Origin of the sequence: Streptomyces sp. NPDC058457, assembly GCF_042720695.1 — a bacterium.
Lineage (GTDB): Bacteria > Actinomycetota > Actinomycetes > Streptomycetales > Streptomycetaceae > Streptomyces.
Map to the genome: position 1 here is coordinate 78,014 of NZ_JBHXLU010000043.1, position 15,248 is coordinate 93,261.

Genomic DNA, 15,248 nt, shown 5'->3' on the forward strand with positions numbered 1-15,248 from the left:
CGCGTCGCCCGCGTCGCCCGTGTCCCCGTGCCGGTCGTGTCCGCCCGCGTCGCTGTGCCGGTCGTGTCCCTGGCCTCAGGCGGCGTCGGACCCGCACTCGGCCCAGATGACCTTGCCCTGCCGGATGTAGCGGGTGCCCCAGCTCCGCGACAGCTGGGCCACCAGGAACAGGCCGCGGCCGCCCTCGTCGGTGGTGGCCGCCCGGCGCAGGTGCGGGGCGGTGTTGCTGCAGTCGGAGACCTCGCAGATCAGGGTGCGGCCGTTCAGCAGACGTACCCGGACGGGACCGGAGCCGTGGCGGATGGCGTTGGTGACCAGCTCGCTCAGCACCAGCTCCGCGGCGAACCCGGCCTCCTCGAGTCCCCAGTCGGCCAGTCGGCGCAGAGCCGACGCGCGGACCTCGCTGACGAGGGAAGGGTCGGGCGGCAGGTCCCAGATGGCGATCCGGTCGGGGTCCAGGGCGTGGGTACGGGCGACGAGCAGGGCGATGTCGTCACGAGGGTGGACCGGTGCCACGGTGTCCAGGACCGTCTCGCAGATCTCCTCGGGCGTGCGGTCCGGATGGGCGAGGGCGCCCCGCAACCGGTCGAGGACCATGTCGGCGTCACGGGTCCGGCTCTCGATGAGTCCGTCGGTGTAGAGGACCAGCCGGCTGTCCTCGGGGAGGTCGATGTCGACGGCTTCGAAGGGCAGGCTGCCGACGCCCAGCGGGGGCCCGGCGGGCAGGTCGGGGAAGGAGACCGTGCCGTCGGGGTGGACGAGCACGGGCGGCGGATGCCCGGCGCGGGCCATGGTGCACTGCTGCGTGGTCGGGTCGTAGACGGCGTACAGGCAGGTCGCGCCGAAGATGCCCGCCTCGCCTGCGGCGGGGGCCTCCCGGTCGAGGCGTCCCACCAGGCTGTCGAGGTGGGTGAGGACCTCGTCCGGGGAGAAGTCGAGTTCGGCGTAGCTGCGTGCGGCGGTGCGCAGCCGCCCCATCGTGGCGGCCGAGAGCATGCCGTGGCCCACGACGTCACCGACCAGGAGACCGACCCGGGTGCCGGAGAGCGGGATGACGTCGTACCAGTCCCCGCCCACGTCCGACTCCGCGGGCAGGTAGCGGTGCGCCACCTCGACGGCGTCCTGGTCCGGCAGCCCCTGCGGGAGCAGGCTGCGCTGCAGCGCCAGGACCATGCTGCGCTCCCGTGTGTAGCGCCGGGCGTTGTCGATGGACAGGGCCGCGCGGCCGGCGAGTTCCTGGACGAGCGAGCGGTCGTCGTCGTCGAAGGGTGCGGGGCGCTGCCCACGGTAGAAGGCGGCCACGCCGAGGACGACACCGCGGGCCACCAGGGGGACCGCGATGAGCGAGTGGACGTGGGCCAGCATGACCTCGGTGCGCGGCGGGTCGTGGGCGAGCCAGCCCACGGCGGCCCTCAGATCCGGTTCCAGCACGGCCTGCCCGCTGGTCAGGCAGCGCAGGTGCGGAGTGGCCGGGCCGTAGTCGACGCGCTTGCCGACCGGGTGGAACGGACAGTCGTCGGCGATGCCGTGGACCACCGTGCGGTACAGGTCGGAGAACGGGTCGGCGGCCTCCTCGCCCCGCAGTACGGCCTCGGGCAGGTCGATCGTGACGTAGTCGGCCAGCCGTGGCACGGCTGTCTCGGCGAGTTCCTCGGCGGTACGACGCACGTCCAGGGTGGTCCCGATGCGGGTGCTGGCGTCGGACAACAGCTCCAGACGGCGACGGGCGGCGAGGGCGTACCGCCCCACGTGCGGTTCTCCCACCAGCACAAGCCCCCTTGCCTGGGGCGGCGAGCCGCGACCGCCGCCGGTCCTGCCGCCGAGTCCGCCTTCCGCGCGGTCGCCCCCGCCCGTCGCGCCGCCCGGACCGCCCGCCGACCCGTCGGTGCCGCGCGCATCGGCGCCGCGCGCATGGGCTCGGAGGGGTGCGAGGCCGGGCGCCGGGGTACCGGGCACCGGGCGGGGCACCGCGGCGAGGGGGACGGCCGCGGGCGGCAGAACGGCGGTGACCGCGGGGACCAGGGACGTCGCCCGGACCTCGGGGGCGGCGGATTCGACGACTGTGGCGGCTTCCGTGGCTTCGGCGGGCGCGGTGGTGTCGCGGACGGACTCGGTGGGGACGAAGGCGAGGTGCGGCGGCTGTTCGGCAGGCCGCGGCACGAGAAGGGGCTCCTGCCGTGCGGGGCCGGTCAGGACGGCCTCGGTGACGAAGCCCTCCACCCCGGTGGCGGTCGTCATCGGACGGCTCACCAGCGTGACCCGCCGGCCGTCGGAGAGGGTCACGCGGACCGCGGCCCGCTGTGCCCAGGAGATCAGTTCGGCGGCCTTCTCCATCAGGACCGCCCGGTCGCAGGGGCGCATCCCCAGGATCAGCTCACCGACCCCGACGCTGTGGTGGGGTCCGGCGGTGGTCTCGGCGCCGGTGTCCAGGTACGCGCGGAGCAGGGCGCGCTCACGTTCGGAACTCTGTCCGAGCAGCCGCTTCTCGATGGCGTGGGCGGCCCGGCGTATCACGGTGGCCAGCGCCGGGTCCTCGGCGCCGCGCGGGTAGCCGAGGCACAGGACGCCCTCGATGCGGCCGCTGATCGGGTCGCGGACGGGCAGTGCCCGGCAGGCGTTGCCCTGCGCGCGCTCGGCGAAGTGCTCGGCGCCGTAGACCTGGACGAGTTGCCGCTCCGCCAGGGCGAGCCCGATCCCGTTGGTGCCGGCGTACCGCTCGGCGAACACGAAACCGGGGACGCGCTGGAACGCCGGGAGGCTGCCGGCCAGGGACGTCTCCCCGAATCGGCGCAGCAGGACGGTCCCGTTCGCGTCGGCCACGGAGATGTTCATCCTGCTGCCGGCGAACCAGGACTGCAGCCGGTCGAGCACCGGCACGGCCGCGCGGATGATCCGGGCGTCGTGTTCGAAGTCGTCCCGGAAGGGAAGCCCTGGCTGGTCGGGGGAGAGTCCCAGGGCCCGGCAGCGCTGCCACGAGTTCGAGATGGGGACGCGTACACCGGCCCCGACCGCCTCGCCCTGCAGGAAACGCTCACGCGAGCGGGTGGGCCCTTTGCCGTCTGTCGCACGCCCCATCGGTATCGCTTTCCCGCCGCCCCGAACCACGCTTCGCCTCACTCGCGCCTGCAGAGTTCGTTTCCTCTAAGACATTTCCCCCGAAGCGGGGAGACATATGCGAAATTTTGGACATTGGGCATCTGGAGTCACAGAACAGCGACCGGGTTGACCGGTGAGCCCGTTCCGCCCGGGATGTTCAGCGGCGCCACGACGAGCAGGAACTCGTGCCGCCCCGCCCGGGCCGTCGCGGCAGACAGGGCCTCCAGGTCGAGGTTGTCCAGCAGCGGCACCCCCATCGCGGCCACGACCAGGGCATGGACGGGCGAGTGCACACCGTCCACGGGGGAGGGCCGTACGTCGTTGTCGCCGTCACCGCCGAGCAGCGCGATGCCGCGCTCGGCCAGCAGCGGCACGGCGTCCACGTGGAGGCCCGCGGAGGCCGTGCCCGGGTCCCAGGCGCCGAGCTCGGCACGGCGGCGGGGCCGCCCGGAGCGCAGGAGCACCGCGTCGCCGTCGCCGATCCGTACGCCGAGTGCCGCTTCCGCGGCGACGACGTCCTCCGCGTGCACCGCCAGCCCCGGCTCCAGCCAGCGGATCCCCAGGACGGCGGGGAGGTCGAGGAGCACGCCCCGGGTGACGAGGGGTCCGAGCGCCGACACCGCTCCGAAGCGGGCCCCCGCGGCGCCGACGACGTCCTTCGCCGTCCGGCCGTCGTACAGCTGCCCCCGGTAGGCGACATGGCACAGGGCGTCGAGGTGGGTGACGGCCTTGCCGTGGTAGTCGGCGGCGATGAAGTCCTTGTGGGTGGCGGGCTCCGGGCTCTCCACGTCACCGAGATCGGTCATGTGGTGCAGGGCGGGACTGGGGTTGTCCGGGCCGGGCACGGTGTTCCAGGGCAGCGCCAGCGGCACGACCCGACCGGACCGTACGGCGGCCGTGGCGCGTCGGACCCGCTCCGCGGTCACCCGGTTCCAGGCGCCGCGGTCGGCCGGGGCCCAGCGGCCCCAGGTGCGGACCGCCTCGAAGAGCGCGTCGAACTCCCGGCGGGAGACGGCGGGCCCGTTCCCGGCCACGGCTGGACCGGGATCCGGGCCGTCCGCGGGGCTCGTGCTCATCCGTACTCACCGTCCCCAGCGTCGACACCCGGCCCCGGCGGCCGTGACCGCCGCGCGGGCCCGGCGCGCCTCGCGGGCCCGTCGGCCGGATTCCCAGGCTGGCACGACCCGCGCCGGTCCGCCGGGTGCGCACGCCCGGCCGCGGCTCGCTCCGGCAGGCCCGCGGGGAGCGCGCGCCGCGATGCCGCACGGCGGGCAGAGCCGCAGGACCGACCGTAGATTGAGGATGAAGCCGTTGAGGCGGGAAGGAGCGTCAGCGGTGGCATCGCGGGTTGATCACACGGCGCTGTTCGCCGCGACACCGAGCCCGTATCTGGTACTGGGGCCGGACCTGGTCATCGTCGATGTGAACCGGGCGTATCTGGCGGCCACCGGACGTACCCGGGAGGACCTGCTCGGGCGGCACATCTTCGTCGCGTTCCCGGACAACCCCGCCGACCCGGACGCCGACGGGGTCAAGAATCTCGGCGCCTCCCTGCACAGGGTCCTCGCCACCGGCCGGGCCGACACGATGGCGCTGCAGAAGTACGACATCCCCGTCATGGGCCGGCCCGGGGTCTTCGAGGAACGCTGGTGGTCCCCGGTGAACACCCCCGTGCTCGGTGCGGCCGGGCAGGTGGACTACATCATCCACCGGGTGGAGGACGTCACCGCGTTCGTCAAGGAGTACCGGGCCACCCACCCCGAGGGTGTCCGGGCGGCGGAGCGTCCGCAGGAGACCCAGGCCCTGGAGGCGGAACTGTACGCACGGGCGCGGGAGCTGCAACGGCTGAACGAGGAACTGCGGCAGGCCCACACCCGCGAACGCGAGGTCGCCGTCATCCTCCAGGAAGCCATGCTCCACGTCCCCGACCTGGCCCACCACCGCGACATCGCGGTGCGCTACCTGCCCGCCACCGGCTCCCTCAACGTCTGCGGCGACTGGTACGACGTCGTCGACATCGCGCCCGACCGGCTCGCCCTCGCGGTCGGCGACGTCATCGGCCACGGCCTGGAGGCCGCGGCCGTCATGGGCATGCTCCGCAGCGCCCTGTCCGCCGCCATCCGGGCTCTGGAACGCCCCGCCCAGGCCCTGGAGGTCCTCGGCCTGTACGCCAGGTCCGTCGAGGGCGCGCTGGGCACCACCGCCGTCAAGGCGGTCGTCGACATGCGCAGCCGCCTGATCACCTACAGCAGCGCGGGCCATCCGCCGCCGATGCTCATCCACTCCGACGGCAGCTGCGAACTGCTGGACCAGGCCACCGACCCGCCGCTCGGCGCCCGTCCGCAGCACGTCCCGCGCCCGCAGGCGAGCCTGCCGTACAAGCCCGGCGACACCCTCGTCCTGTACACCGACGGGCTCATCGAGCGGCGGGACCAGGACATCGACGTCGGCCTGGGCCAACTGGCCGACGTCCTCGGCGAGTTCATCCACCTGGGCACCGAGCAGCTCGCCGACACCGTGCTGGCCCGGCTGGGTGTCGCCAGCGGCGGCCGGGACGACGTCGCGCTCATCGTCGCAAGACTCTGAGGAGAGACCGGAGGCCCGGTCGACCGCGTACGTCCCTACCGGCCGGTGCGCACCCCGTCCAGGGCGATGCCGAGGACGCGGTCGCGCTGGGCGTCGTCCTCGAAGGCCGTCGCCGTGATGCCGGAGACCATGCGGAGCAGGTCGCCGATCTCCATGTCGGCGCGGACCACTCCCGCCTTCTGGGCCCGCTCCATCAGCGGGCCGCCGGCCGCGTACATCGAGTCACGGCAGGCCTGGAAGATCTCCGACTCGTCGTTCAGGGCCTCGCGCACCGCCCGCTTGGTGACCATGTAGCCGGTGAAGCGGTCCAGCCACGACGTCAGCGCCTCCCACGGCTCCAGCTCGGCCAGGTCGACGGCGGCCCGGCACAGCGCGTTGACCTCGTCCGCGTAGACGCTCTCGAAGAGGTCGCGGCGGGTGGGGAAGTTCCGGTACAGGGTGCCGATCCCGACCCCCGCGCGGCGGGCGACGTCCTCCAGGGAGACGTCCGCGCCACGCTCGGCGAACGCCTCGCGGGCGGCCGTGATCAGCGCGTCGTAGTTGCGGGCCGCGTCCTTACGGTGCGGTCTCCGGGACGCGACGATGTCGCTGACGGGGAACGGGCTGTCCGTCACTGCTGCCTCCCGCGTGACAAGGGTGAACCGGAGGGTTTCCTCGACTTCGGTTGAAGCGGAGGGTTGCCTCCAGTAGAGTGGAGGGGTACCTCCACTTTAGCAGTGCGGAGCGGTACTGCCATGGCCGGACGCGGCCCGGTGTCCCCTTCCTGCACGCTCACGGACGTCTCCCTCACCGTTTCCCTCCGTTCCGATTTCGGAGAGGCTCTTCATGCCCCGGAAGTCCACCCGCCTCACCTTCGCGGTCCTCGCGACCGGTGCCGGCGTGTTCTCCATGCTCCAGTCGCTGGTCGCGCCGGCCCTGCCGACCGTCCAGCACGCCCTGCACACCTCCCAGTCCACCGCGACCTGGGTGATGACGGCCTACCTGCTGTCCGCCTCGGTCTTCACCCCGATACTCGGCCGGGTCGGCGACCTGGTCGGCAAGAAGCGCACCCTCGTCGCCGTCCTGCTGGCCGTCCTGGCCGGCTGTCTCGTCGCCGCGCTCGCGCCGAACATCGGCGTCCTGATCATCGCCCGGGTCGTCCAGGGCATCGGCGGCGCCCTGTTCCCGCTCTCCTTCGGCATCATCCGCGACGAGTTCACCGCGGCCGAGGTCAGCGGCAGCATCAGCAACCTGTCGGCGGTGATCGCGGCCGGTGGCGGCGTCGGCATCGTGGCGGCCGGTCCGATCGTCTCGGCGCTCGACTACCGCTGGCTGTTCTGGATCCCGGTCGGCGTGGTCGCGGCGACCGTCCTGATCGCCGCCCGCTATGTTCCCGAGTCGCCCAAGAGGGCCGAGGGCAGCGTCAGCTGGCTCGGTGCCGGGCTCCTCTCCGCCTGGCTGGTGGCGCTGCTGCTGCCGCTGAGCCAGGCCGGGCAGTGGGGCTGGGGCTCGGCCAGGGTGCTCGGCCTGTTCGGCACGGCCGTCGTCCTGTTCGCCGTGTGGCTGCTCACCGAATCCCGCTCCGCCACCCCGCTCATCGACCTGCGCGTGATGCGGCTGCCGTCCGTGTGGACCACCAACACGGCCGCCCTCCTCTTCGGTGCCGGCATGTACGCGATCTGGTCCTTCCTGCCCGGCTTCGTCCAGACCCCGTCCTCGGCGGGCTACGGCTTCGGCGCCACCGTCACCGAGTCCGGCCTGCTCATGCTGCCGATGCTCATCGCCATGTTCCTCTCGGGCGTCGTCGGCGGCCGTCTCGCACCCCGTGTCGGTGCCAAGGCGCAGCTCACCGCGGGAGCCGCGCTGGGCGCGCTGGCCTGTGGCTTCCTCACCCTCTGGCACGACGAGGAGTGGCAGATCGGCGTCGTCGCGGGCCTGTTCGGCCTCGGTATCGGCCTGGCCTTCGCCTCGATGGCCAACCTCATCGTCGGCAGCGTCCCGCCCGAGCAGACCGGCGCCGCGACCGGAATGAACGCCAACATCCGCACCATCGGCGGCTCCATCGGCGCCGCGCTCACCAGCGTCCTGGTCACCGGCCGGCTCCAGCCCTCCGGACTGCCGTACGGCTCCGGCTACACCCACGCCTGGGCCCTGCTCGCGCTGTTCTGCCTGACCGCAGCCGGGGCCGCCCTCCTCGTCCCGGTCCGCCGCGCGACCCGCGCCGCCGACCCGGTCACGGATCGGTCGGCGGCAGCACCCGTACGCGTGCGGTAGTGTTGACCTGCGTGATCACGCGGAACCCACCGCGTGACTCCGCAGCGGGACGTGGCGCAGCTTGGTAGCGCACTTGACTGGGGGTCAAGGGGTCGCAGGTTCAAATCCTGTCGTCCCGACTGGAGACAGTCGCAGTTCAGGGCCGGTTTCGGAGGAATCCGAAGCTGGCCCTTGATCATTCTTGGGGACGGGTCGGGGACGGCGTCCTTGGCCGAGACCGGCGGGTCACGACGAAACCCGTGGCCGGCGATCCTGGTGACCACGTCGTCCCGGTGCGTGGCGTCGCGCAGGCCGGCGGTGGAGATGCGTCCGCCGCGCGGGCCGGTGCAGAGGCGGCGCACGCCTCTGCGGCGGCTCGTGACTGGTGAGGGACCTGGAACCGGGGTGCGGGAGAGTGACGCTGTCGCCTGTCGGTGAGACGAGCTTGCTGTGGCAGGTGTGATCACAGCGGCGGAGTGCGTACAAAACCCCTGTGCGCCGGTTCGGGCACCTCTGCGATCATCCCCGAATGGCGCACAGTCTCGAATCGCTGGTCATCCGGCACACCCACCGCCTTCCCTTCCCCGAGAACTCCCCCGAGAACTCCCCCGAGAACTCCCCCGAGAACTCCCCCGAGGGCTCCGCCGGGGAAGGTGCTGTCGCCGCACGGCAGTTCGACGCGGCGCTGGCATCTGTGGGCTTCAAGCTCTCGGCTGAGCTGCTGGAGCGGCTGTCGGGGCTGTCCGAGGCCGCGGTCGTGCACACCGCCAGGCGGACGCTGCGCACCGTGAGCGAGATGGTGGGGGACCACGTCCGGCACAACGCGTACTTCATCGACTTCCCGGCGAACGTGCCGGACACCGAAGAGTTCTGGATGCGTTGCGTGGCGAAAGCACTCGGCGACGAGAAGTCGCGCGAGAACGTGCTGACGCAGCTGCGGCACGGGGTGCTCAACCTGCTCAGCCTCCCCGCGTACGGCCGGTACCAGCACACCTACGAGGACATGCTCGCGGCGCAGGACGAGCTGATCGCCTCGGCGGGCGACCGGGTCACCGTCCTGCATCTCGGCCGGGACCTGGACGACGAACTCACCGACCTGTACCTGGCCCTGGCCGGCAGCACGACCCCGCTGGGCGAGGACGACCTGCGCGACCTCGAGGCCCTCGCCGGGCGGTGCGCGCTCGGCCCCCAGCCGGAGGCGATCCCGGTCCGGGAGAACCGGGCGGTCATCAACGCGGCCCGGCTCGGCGTGGGGGCGGACCTCCTCCTCGACACCGTCACCGATGTGCTGCGGCTGGCCTGCGCGCTGTCGGGCGGCGACGTGACGCTGCAGGAACCGACCCGGTTTCGGGCGCTGTCGCGGCCGCTGCGCCGGCGACTGCTCGCGGGGCTCGACGCCGTGGTCGCGGCGAACCCCGCGAAGCTCGCCGATGTGCACACGCACCGGGAGCCGTTCAAGCGGCTCGGCGAGCGCCTCCACCCGCACGAGTACCCGCGCTGGCCGCATGCCGCCGACGTGTTCGCGGTCGCGCGGGGCGAGAAGGAGGCACGGTCCTTCGACAGCCGCGTCGAGCAGCTGCTCGACGCGTTCGACGTCCGCGGTGCGGTGAAGCTGCTGAAGTCCGCTCCCGGCAAGCTGTTCCGCGCCCTGGACCTCCTGCTGCGCATCGCCGCCGACCAGGAGGAACGGGACGCGGTAGTGGCCGCCGCGGTGCAGGTCGCTCCGGACGTCTCCGGCCGGGTCGTGCTCTCGGTGCGCGAGCATCTCCACAACCGGGCACGTGAGACCGGCGAACCCCGGATCTTCGTCAACCGCCGGGGCCGCGCCTGGGTGACCCCCGACCACCGACCGCCGGTACCGGCCGCCGACCGCGATCGACTGATCGCCGCCCTCGACGCCGAGATACGTCGTCGGCTCCCGGCGCCGGGCCGGCTGCTGCTCGACCCCGATGTCCTCGACGTGGCGCTTCCGCTCAGCGGCCGGGCCACCGCGGCCGGGTTCGGCGTACTGCCACGAGGGTCGGTCTCCGCGGTCGACGGCGAACAGCTGCGCTTCTTCGTGTACTGGAAGGAGACCAAGGACCGGACCGACTACGACCTGTCGGCGCTGCTTCTCCACACCGACTACAGCACCGATTCCTGGCTCTCCTACACGTCCCTCAAGGCCGTCGGGGGCGAGCATTCGGGCGACATCACCGAGGCGCCCGACGGGGCCTCGGAGTTCATCGACCTGACCCTGGACCGAGTGCGCGGCACCTTCATCGTTCCGCAGGTCAACATCTACGCGGGCGAAGGCTTCGAGGAGGTCGAGGAGTCGTTCTTCGGCTTCATGCTGCGCGACGGTGAGCAGAAGGGCCGGCCGTTCGAGCCGCGCACGGTGCGGATGAAGTCGGAGCTGCGTGGGGTGGGCCGGGTGGCGCTGCCGCTGGTGTTCCAGCGCGGGGACGACGGCCGGTGGCGCGCGAAGTGGCTGCACCTGTATCTGAAGGGCATCTCGTCGGCCAACCGGGTCGAGGAGAACCAGGCGTCCGTGTCGAAGGTGGTGCGCGCCGTCGTGGAGCGCGAGCAGCTGACGGTGGGGTACCTGATCGACCTGATGTCAGGCGACACCACGACCGTGGACCTGTGGGACGGCGAGCCGGTCCCGGACGAGCCCGTGATGTACATCGGCCTCGAACGCCCGGAGGGTCTGCATCCGGACTCACGGATCGTCACCCTCGAAAATCTGCGCGACTTGATCCCGGGCTGAGTGCTAGCGTTGACCGCGGCGAGGCCATGAAGGGGCTTCCTTCTCAATTCCTGCAAAGAAACAAGTCCTTTCGCTTTCCTCGCCGTCGACTTCGACGGGGAGCCGCCCGCCCGGCGCACAGCGCACCGCGGGTCAGGGGGTCGACGATGAAGGCCCGCAGTCCACAATCGGTGCTGCGGCCTCGATGTCGATGACGATGCCGGTCCACTCCTCGGCGGGCTCCTCGGGTACATGCCCGAGCTGGTATTCGGCCTCCTGGAGCAGTTCCTCCGTCACCCGAACCCCGGTCAGCCGCTCGGTGAGGGCGAGGACCGCCGCCTTGGTGTCGACACGCTCGGTCGTCTCGCTCTCGTCGTCCGACAACGCGAAGCCGACGTCGCGCATCACCGGGTTGAGGGCATCGGGCGTGCTGCCTCCTCGGACTGTGGGCCACTCGAAGGTGGTCCGAAGTTCCCCGTCCTCATACCAATGGAAAAAGTGCATGGGCTTGCCGCCATTGCTGGAGTGCACCACGGCGCGCCCTCCGGCCGACAGGGTCTCCAGGAAGCGCGACCGCATTCCCGTGCCCCCGTCTCCGAGATGCAGGACGAGCGTCCAGTCACCACCTTCGCCTGGGACGGCGAACGCTCCCGCGACGAAGGACTCGTCCCAGTAGTCCGTCGGGTCGAGCAGTTCGTCCTGCCGCTCGATCAACGCGTCCGTCCCTGTGCATGTGCCCTGGGGTTCCGCCGTCATCACCTGCAGCACCTCCCTCGGGGCGACGCCCCGCACCAGGGTCAGGGTGTACCCGGCCTCCAGCGCGTAGCGGAACAGCCGGGAGGAACGTGTCCAGGCATAGTCATGTGCGGTCACCGACGTCATGCGGCACAGTCTGCCTGCCGCCACTGACAAGACCGTGAAACGGGCTGGACGCTCTCGCACTCCGCGCACGTTCAGTCCTGGCCGAAGTCGTTCCAGCTATCCGGCGTGGATACCGGCCCAGCGGCTCATCGATCCGGTGGTCCGGAGAACTCGATTCCCCGCCACCCTGCGGTCCCTCGACACCCGGTACGCACGCCGACCCGGCACGCATCCCCTGCTCGATCCGTTTCGACACCTCGATCGAACAGGGAAGACGACCAGGACGGCCCGGCCGCGATCGCGCCCTACCCGTCCGTGTGCGCTCCGGCAAGGTCTTCGTCCCTGGGGCCGCTCACGAAACTGTGCCGCAGTGGGCCGTCGACGGACAGATTCGGCCGGACGCAGGCAGTAACCGACATACGACCCCGTTTCCCGTCTTTATGCGCTGGGATGACCTGATTCATCGCGACTGGTAGGAGGGGACGAACATGGGCACGTTTGCCGAGTCGGGTCTGGCTCGCGCGGCGACCGGAGCGGACCGGGAGACCTGCCGGTGTGGCGTGGGCGTCGTTACGGATGGGCCGAAGGCCGCCGAAGAAAGGTTCCGCGGGCTGCTGGAGGCGGCACCGGACGCCATGGTGATCGTCGACGACACCGGAACCATCAGGCTCGTCAACGCCCAGACCGAGGCCCTCTTCGGCTACGGGCGCGAGGAACTCCTCGGCCGCCCGGTCGAGTTGCTGATGCCGCACCGCTTCCGGGGCCAGCACACGGTGCACCGTGACGGGTACGCCGCCAATCGGCAGGTCCGCCCGATGGGCGCCGGGCTCGATCTGCACGGGCTGCGCAAGGACGGCACCGAGTTCCCTGTCGAGATCAGCCTCAGCCCGCTGGAGACCGCGGACGGACTGCTGGTCTCCGCCGCCGTCCGGGACGTCAGCGACCGCAAGGCGGCCGAGGCCCGCATCAACGAACTTGCCGCGCTCGTCGAATCGTCCCAGGACGCGATCCTCGCGAAGACCCTCGACGGCTACATCACCTACTGGAACGCGGCAGCCCAGCGGTTGTACGGCTACACCGCCGAGGAGGCCATAGGCCGGCACGTGTCGCTGCTCTCCCCGCCCGAACTGCGCGGCGAGATCAGTGCGCTCCTCCAGCGGCTCCTGCACGGTGAGAAGGTCGAGCACTTCGAGACGCTCCGGATGACCAAGGACGGCGGTCTGCTGGACGTGGACGTCACACTCTGGCCGACCCGGGACACCGACGGCACGGTCGTCGGGGCGTGCGCCATCGTGCGGGACATCAGTGACCGCAAGCGCGCGGAGTCCGAACTGACCGCGCTGTACGAGCAGCAGCGGCACATCGCGCTCACCCTGCAGCGCAGCCTCATGGGCACGCCGCCCGCGATTCCCGGCCTGTCCACCGCCAGCCGCTACCGGCCGGCCACGCAGGGCGCGGGAGTGGGCGGCGACTGGTTCGACCTCATACCGCTGGGCGCGGGCCGGGTCGGCGTCCTCATCGGGGACGTGATGGGCCGGGGTCTCGATGCCGCCGCGGTCATGGGCCAGTTGCGGTCGGCCGCGCACGCGCTGGCCAAGACCGGCATGCAGCCCCGGCAGCTGATGCAGGCCCTCGACACCTGTGTCGAGGATCTCGACGTGCCGGACCAGCTGGTGACCTGCTGCTATCTCACCATCGCCCCGGACACGGGCACGGTGACCGTCTGCTCCGCCGGTCATCTGCCGACCCTGGTGGCCGCTCCCGGCGGTACCGTCCGCAGGCTCCCGGCGCAGGTCAACGCCCCGCTCGGGGTCGGTGACATCCTCTACGAGCAGTCGTCGACGTCCGTACCGCCCGGCGCCACCCTCATCCTCTACACCGACGGCCTGGTGGAGACGCCCGGCAGTGACATCGAGGTCCGGATCGCCGAACTCACCTCGGTGCTGGGCGGGTCCTTCACTGCCCCGCCGTATCTGGAGACCGCCGCAGACCACGTCCTGACCCGGCTGCTGCCGGAGGCCGACAGTCACGACGACGACGTGACGCTCCTGTTCGCCCAGCTGTCGGCCGCGCCTCCGGCGGCGGTCACCACCGACCTCGCAGCCGTCCCCCTGTCGGTGCCCGAGGGCCGCGCGTTCCTCAGCAAGGCCCTGCTCTCCTGGGACTGCACGGGCCCGGTGGACGAGGCGCTCCTGCTGCTGTCCGAGGTTCTCACCAACGCCGTGCAGCATGCCGAGGGCCCCATCGCTCTGCACCTGTGCCGCACCGCCACCGACCTCACCGTCGAGGTCAGCGACCGCAGCCCGCACCTGCCCCAACCCCGTATCGCGGCCGGGGACGAGGAGTCGGGCCGTGGCCTGTTCCTGGTCCGCACCCTCGCCGACACCTGGGGCGTGCGCCCCACCGACGAGGGCAAGACCACCTGGTTCACGCTGAGACTGTGACGCGGCGCCGGCGGTATGCCCGGGTACGGCCGACTCGGCGAGGGTGAGGGCCGCTGTCTTGGTGCCGACACGCTCGGTCGCCTCGCTCTCGTCGTCCGACAACGCGAAGCCGACCTTGCGCATGCCGAGTCGAGGGCATCGGGCGTGGTACCTCCTCGGACTGTGGGCCACTCGTCGTTCAGACGCCCGCGCCGGCGCCGTACGGCGCGTACAGGTCCAGCAGCCGGGTACGGGCCGCGCGCAGGCGGTGCGCGAGCACCTGGCCGACCCACTGGCCGACCTCGTTGCCCAGCGCCGGGTCGTCCTGGCACATGGACCGGACGGCCACGGCGTCGAACTCGTAGGCCCGGACCGGTGTGGTGGCCTCGGCGCCCAGGTGCCACACGTACGGGGCGAACAGCCAGGACCAGCCGATCAGTTCGTCGTGGCCGAGGTTCTCGATGACGGCTGCCCGGCGGCCGGGAACGTGCATGTCGAGTTCGACGCGGCCCGAGCGGATGATCCAGAACCGGTCGGCGCGAGCGCCTTCCTCGAAGAGCCGGGTGCCCTGCGCGAAGGTGACCTCGCGGGCGAGGCGCATCAGCCGTTCCCGGTGATGGGAGGGAAGGGCGCGCAGCATGGTGGGGGTCGGTGCGGTGCTCATGGCGTACCTCCCGAACGGCGGCGTACTGACTGCTACTGCCAGCGTGCGGTGGATGCCCCGGCCCGGGCATGGGCCGAACGGTCCCGGCCGCCCGGGACCTTCAGCACGTTCCTGAGCACGCCCCCGGCTACGTCGACCGCGACCGAGAACTGGTCGTCGGCCTCCGGACGGACGCCCCGCTCAAGCGGGCGATCATGCCGAACGGCGGCCGCGGACTCCTTTACTCGGCCGAGCACGGTTGACGGCGACCTCGAAGTACGACCCGCTGCATGCCGCTCATCGGCACCTTTGCTCGGAGGCCTGCGGTGATGCCGTTGCCGGGCCTGGAAAGGATGACCACGGGTCTGTCGAAGACCTGGTCGGGGTTCCGCGTGGGGAGGGTGTGCGGCTCGGACGAGGGCCGGGTGACCAGGACGGGAGAGCATGGTGTGCCGTGCCGATGGACGCCCTGCCGACGGTGCACCGTTTCGATACGCTCCGGGCCATGAGACTGCGGAACTCCCGTTCGCTGGACGTCGGTTCGGTGCATGTGATCGTGACGGGCGGGTCGAGTGGTATCGGGCTGGCGACCGCCCGGCTGTTCGCGGGCCGTGGGGCCGAGGTGTCGCTGATCGCGCGGGGGCCGGAGCGGCTGGGCGAGGCCGCGAAGGAGTTGTCG

Annotated in this window: 10 protein-coding genes, 1 tRNA gene and 1 pseudogene; 7 read left to right on the forward strand and 5 right to left on the reverse strand. The window is 71.7% G+C overall.

Annotated features, from left to right (window positions below; translation table 11 throughout):
• Positions 1-75: 75 nt before the first annotated feature.
• Together ACFWPS_RS29480 and ACFWPS_RS29485 are read right to left on the reverse strand one after the other, a co-directional pair.
• A complete protein-coding gene (locus ACFWPS_RS29480) occupies positions 76-3,075 on the reverse strand; it encodes a SpoIIE family protein phosphatase (RefSeq protein WP_383710060.1) in 3,000 nt (999 codons plus the stop codon).
• A gap of 128 nt (positions 3,076-3,203) precedes the next feature.
• A complete protein-coding gene (locus ACFWPS_RS29485) occupies positions 3,204-4,172 on the reverse strand; it encodes a cyclase family protein (protein ID WP_383710063.1) in 969 nt (322 codons plus the stop codon).
• A gap of 226 nt (positions 4,173-4,398) precedes the next feature.
• Here ACFWPS_RS29485 and ACFWPS_RS29490 point away from each other — a divergent pair, with 226 nt between their 5' ends.
• On the forward strand, positions 4,399-5,682 hold the full coding sequence (locus ACFWPS_RS29490) for a PP2C family protein-serine/threonine phosphatase (protein ID WP_383710066.1): 1,284 nt from the start codon (positions 4,399-4,401) through the stop codon (positions 5,680-5,682).
• Between the two features lie 35 nt (positions 5,683-5,717).
• Here ACFWPS_RS29490 and ACFWPS_RS29495 read toward each other — a convergent pair whose 3' ends face one another.
• On the reverse strand, positions 5,718-6,296 hold the full coding sequence (locus ACFWPS_RS29495; RefSeq protein ID WP_383710069.1) for a TetR/AcrR family transcriptional regulator: 579 nt from the start codon (positions 6,294-6,296) through the stop codon (positions 5,718-5,720).
• Positions 6,297-6,507: 211 nt separating this feature from the next.
• On the opposite strand from ACFWPS_RS29495, the gene ACFWPS_RS29500 reads away from it, so the two are divergent.
• From ACFWPS_RS29500 to ACFWPS_RS29510, 3 genes are all read left to right on the forward strand, one after another.
• Positions 6,508-7,935, forward strand: coding sequence for an MFS transporter (locus ACFWPS_RS29500; RefSeq protein ID WP_383710071.1), 1,428 nt, complete (start codon positions 6,508-6,510; stop codon positions 7,933-7,935).
• A gap of 45 nt (positions 7,936-7,980) precedes the next feature.
• Positions 7,981-8,054 (forward strand) — tRNA-Pro (locus tag ACFWPS_RS29505).
• A 389-nt stretch (positions 8,055-8,443) separates the two neighbouring features.
• Entirely contained in the window at positions 8,444-10,663 is a 2,220-nt protein-coding gene (locus ACFWPS_RS29510) for a TerD family protein (RefSeq protein WP_383710074.1), read from the forward strand.
• 132 nt (positions 10,664-10,795) lie between these two features.
• On the opposite strand, the gene ACFWPS_RS29515 is transcribed toward ACFWPS_RS29510, so the two are convergent.
• Positions 10,796-11,524 carry a DUF6461 domain-containing protein gene (locus tag ACFWPS_RS29515; RefSeq protein WP_383710077.1) on the reverse strand — a complete coding sequence of 243 codons (729 nt, stop codon included), beginning with the start codon at positions 11,522-11,524 and terminating at the stop codon, positions 10,796-10,798.
• A 467-nt stretch (positions 11,525-11,991) separates the two neighbouring features.
• On the opposite strand from ACFWPS_RS29515, the gene ACFWPS_RS29520 reads away from it, so the two are divergent.
• Positions 11,992-13,947 (forward strand): PAS domain S-box protein, encoded by a 1,956-nt coding sequence (locus ACFWPS_RS29520; RefSeq protein ID WP_383710080.1) that lies wholly within the window; start codon positions 11,992-11,994, stop codon positions 13,945-13,947.
• 178 nt (positions 13,948-14,125) lie between these two features.
• On the opposite strand, the gene ACFWPS_RS29525 is transcribed toward ACFWPS_RS29520, so the two are convergent.
• Positions 14,126-14,590, reverse strand: a complete 465-nt coding sequence (locus ACFWPS_RS29525; protein WP_383710083.1) for a cyclic nucleotide-binding domain-containing protein — start codon at positions 14,588-14,590, stop codon at positions 14,126-14,128.
• A gap of 68 nt (positions 14,591-14,658) precedes the next feature.
• Between ACFWPS_RS29525 and ACFWPS_RS29530 the strand changes: the two are divergent.
• Positions 14,659-14,799: pseudogene (locus ACFWPS_RS29530) on the forward strand (pyruvate formate lyase family protein); the annotation flags it as partial.
• Positions 14,800-15,074: 275 nt separating this feature from the next.
• On the forward strand, positions 15,075-15,248 hold a 174-nt coding region (locus tag ACFWPS_RS29535; RefSeq protein WP_383710091.1), incomplete at its 3' end, for an SDR family NAD(P)-dependent oxidoreductase.

Bases quoted from the DNA above. Each gene is read 5' to 3' on its own strand.
- ACFWPS_RS29480 (WP_383710060.1), bottom strand. From the start codon at position 3,075: ATGGGGCGTGCGACAGACGGCAAAGGGCCCACCCGCTCGCGTGAGCGT.
- ACFWPS_RS29500 (WP_383710071.1), top strand. From the start codon at position 6,508: ATGCCCCGGAAGTCCACCCGCCTCACCTTCGCGGTCCTCGCGACCGGT.
- ACFWPS_RS29490 (WP_383710066.1), top strand. From the start codon at position 4,399: ATGAAGCCGTTGAGGCGGGAAGGAGCGTCAGCGGTGGCATCGCGGGTT.
- ACFWPS_RS29515 (WP_383710077.1), bottom strand. From the start codon at position 11,524: ATGACGTCGGTGACCGCACATGACTATGCCTGGACACGTTCCTCCCGG.
- ACFWPS_RS29510 (WP_383710074.1), top strand. From the start codon at position 8,444: ATGGCGCACAGTCTCGAATCGCTGGTCATCCGGCACACCCACCGCCTT.
- ACFWPS_RS29520 (WP_383710080.1), top strand. From the start codon at position 11,992: ATGGGCACGTTTGCCGAGTCGGGTCTGGCTCGCGCGGCGACCGGAGCG.
- ACFWPS_RS29525 (WP_383710083.1), bottom strand. From the start codon at position 14,590: ATGAGCACCGCACCGACCCCCACCATGCTGCGCGCCCTTCCCTCCCAT.
- ACFWPS_RS29485 (WP_383710063.1), bottom strand. From the start codon at position 4,172: ATGAGCACGAGCCCCGCGGACGGCCCGGATCCCGGTCCAGCCGTGGCC.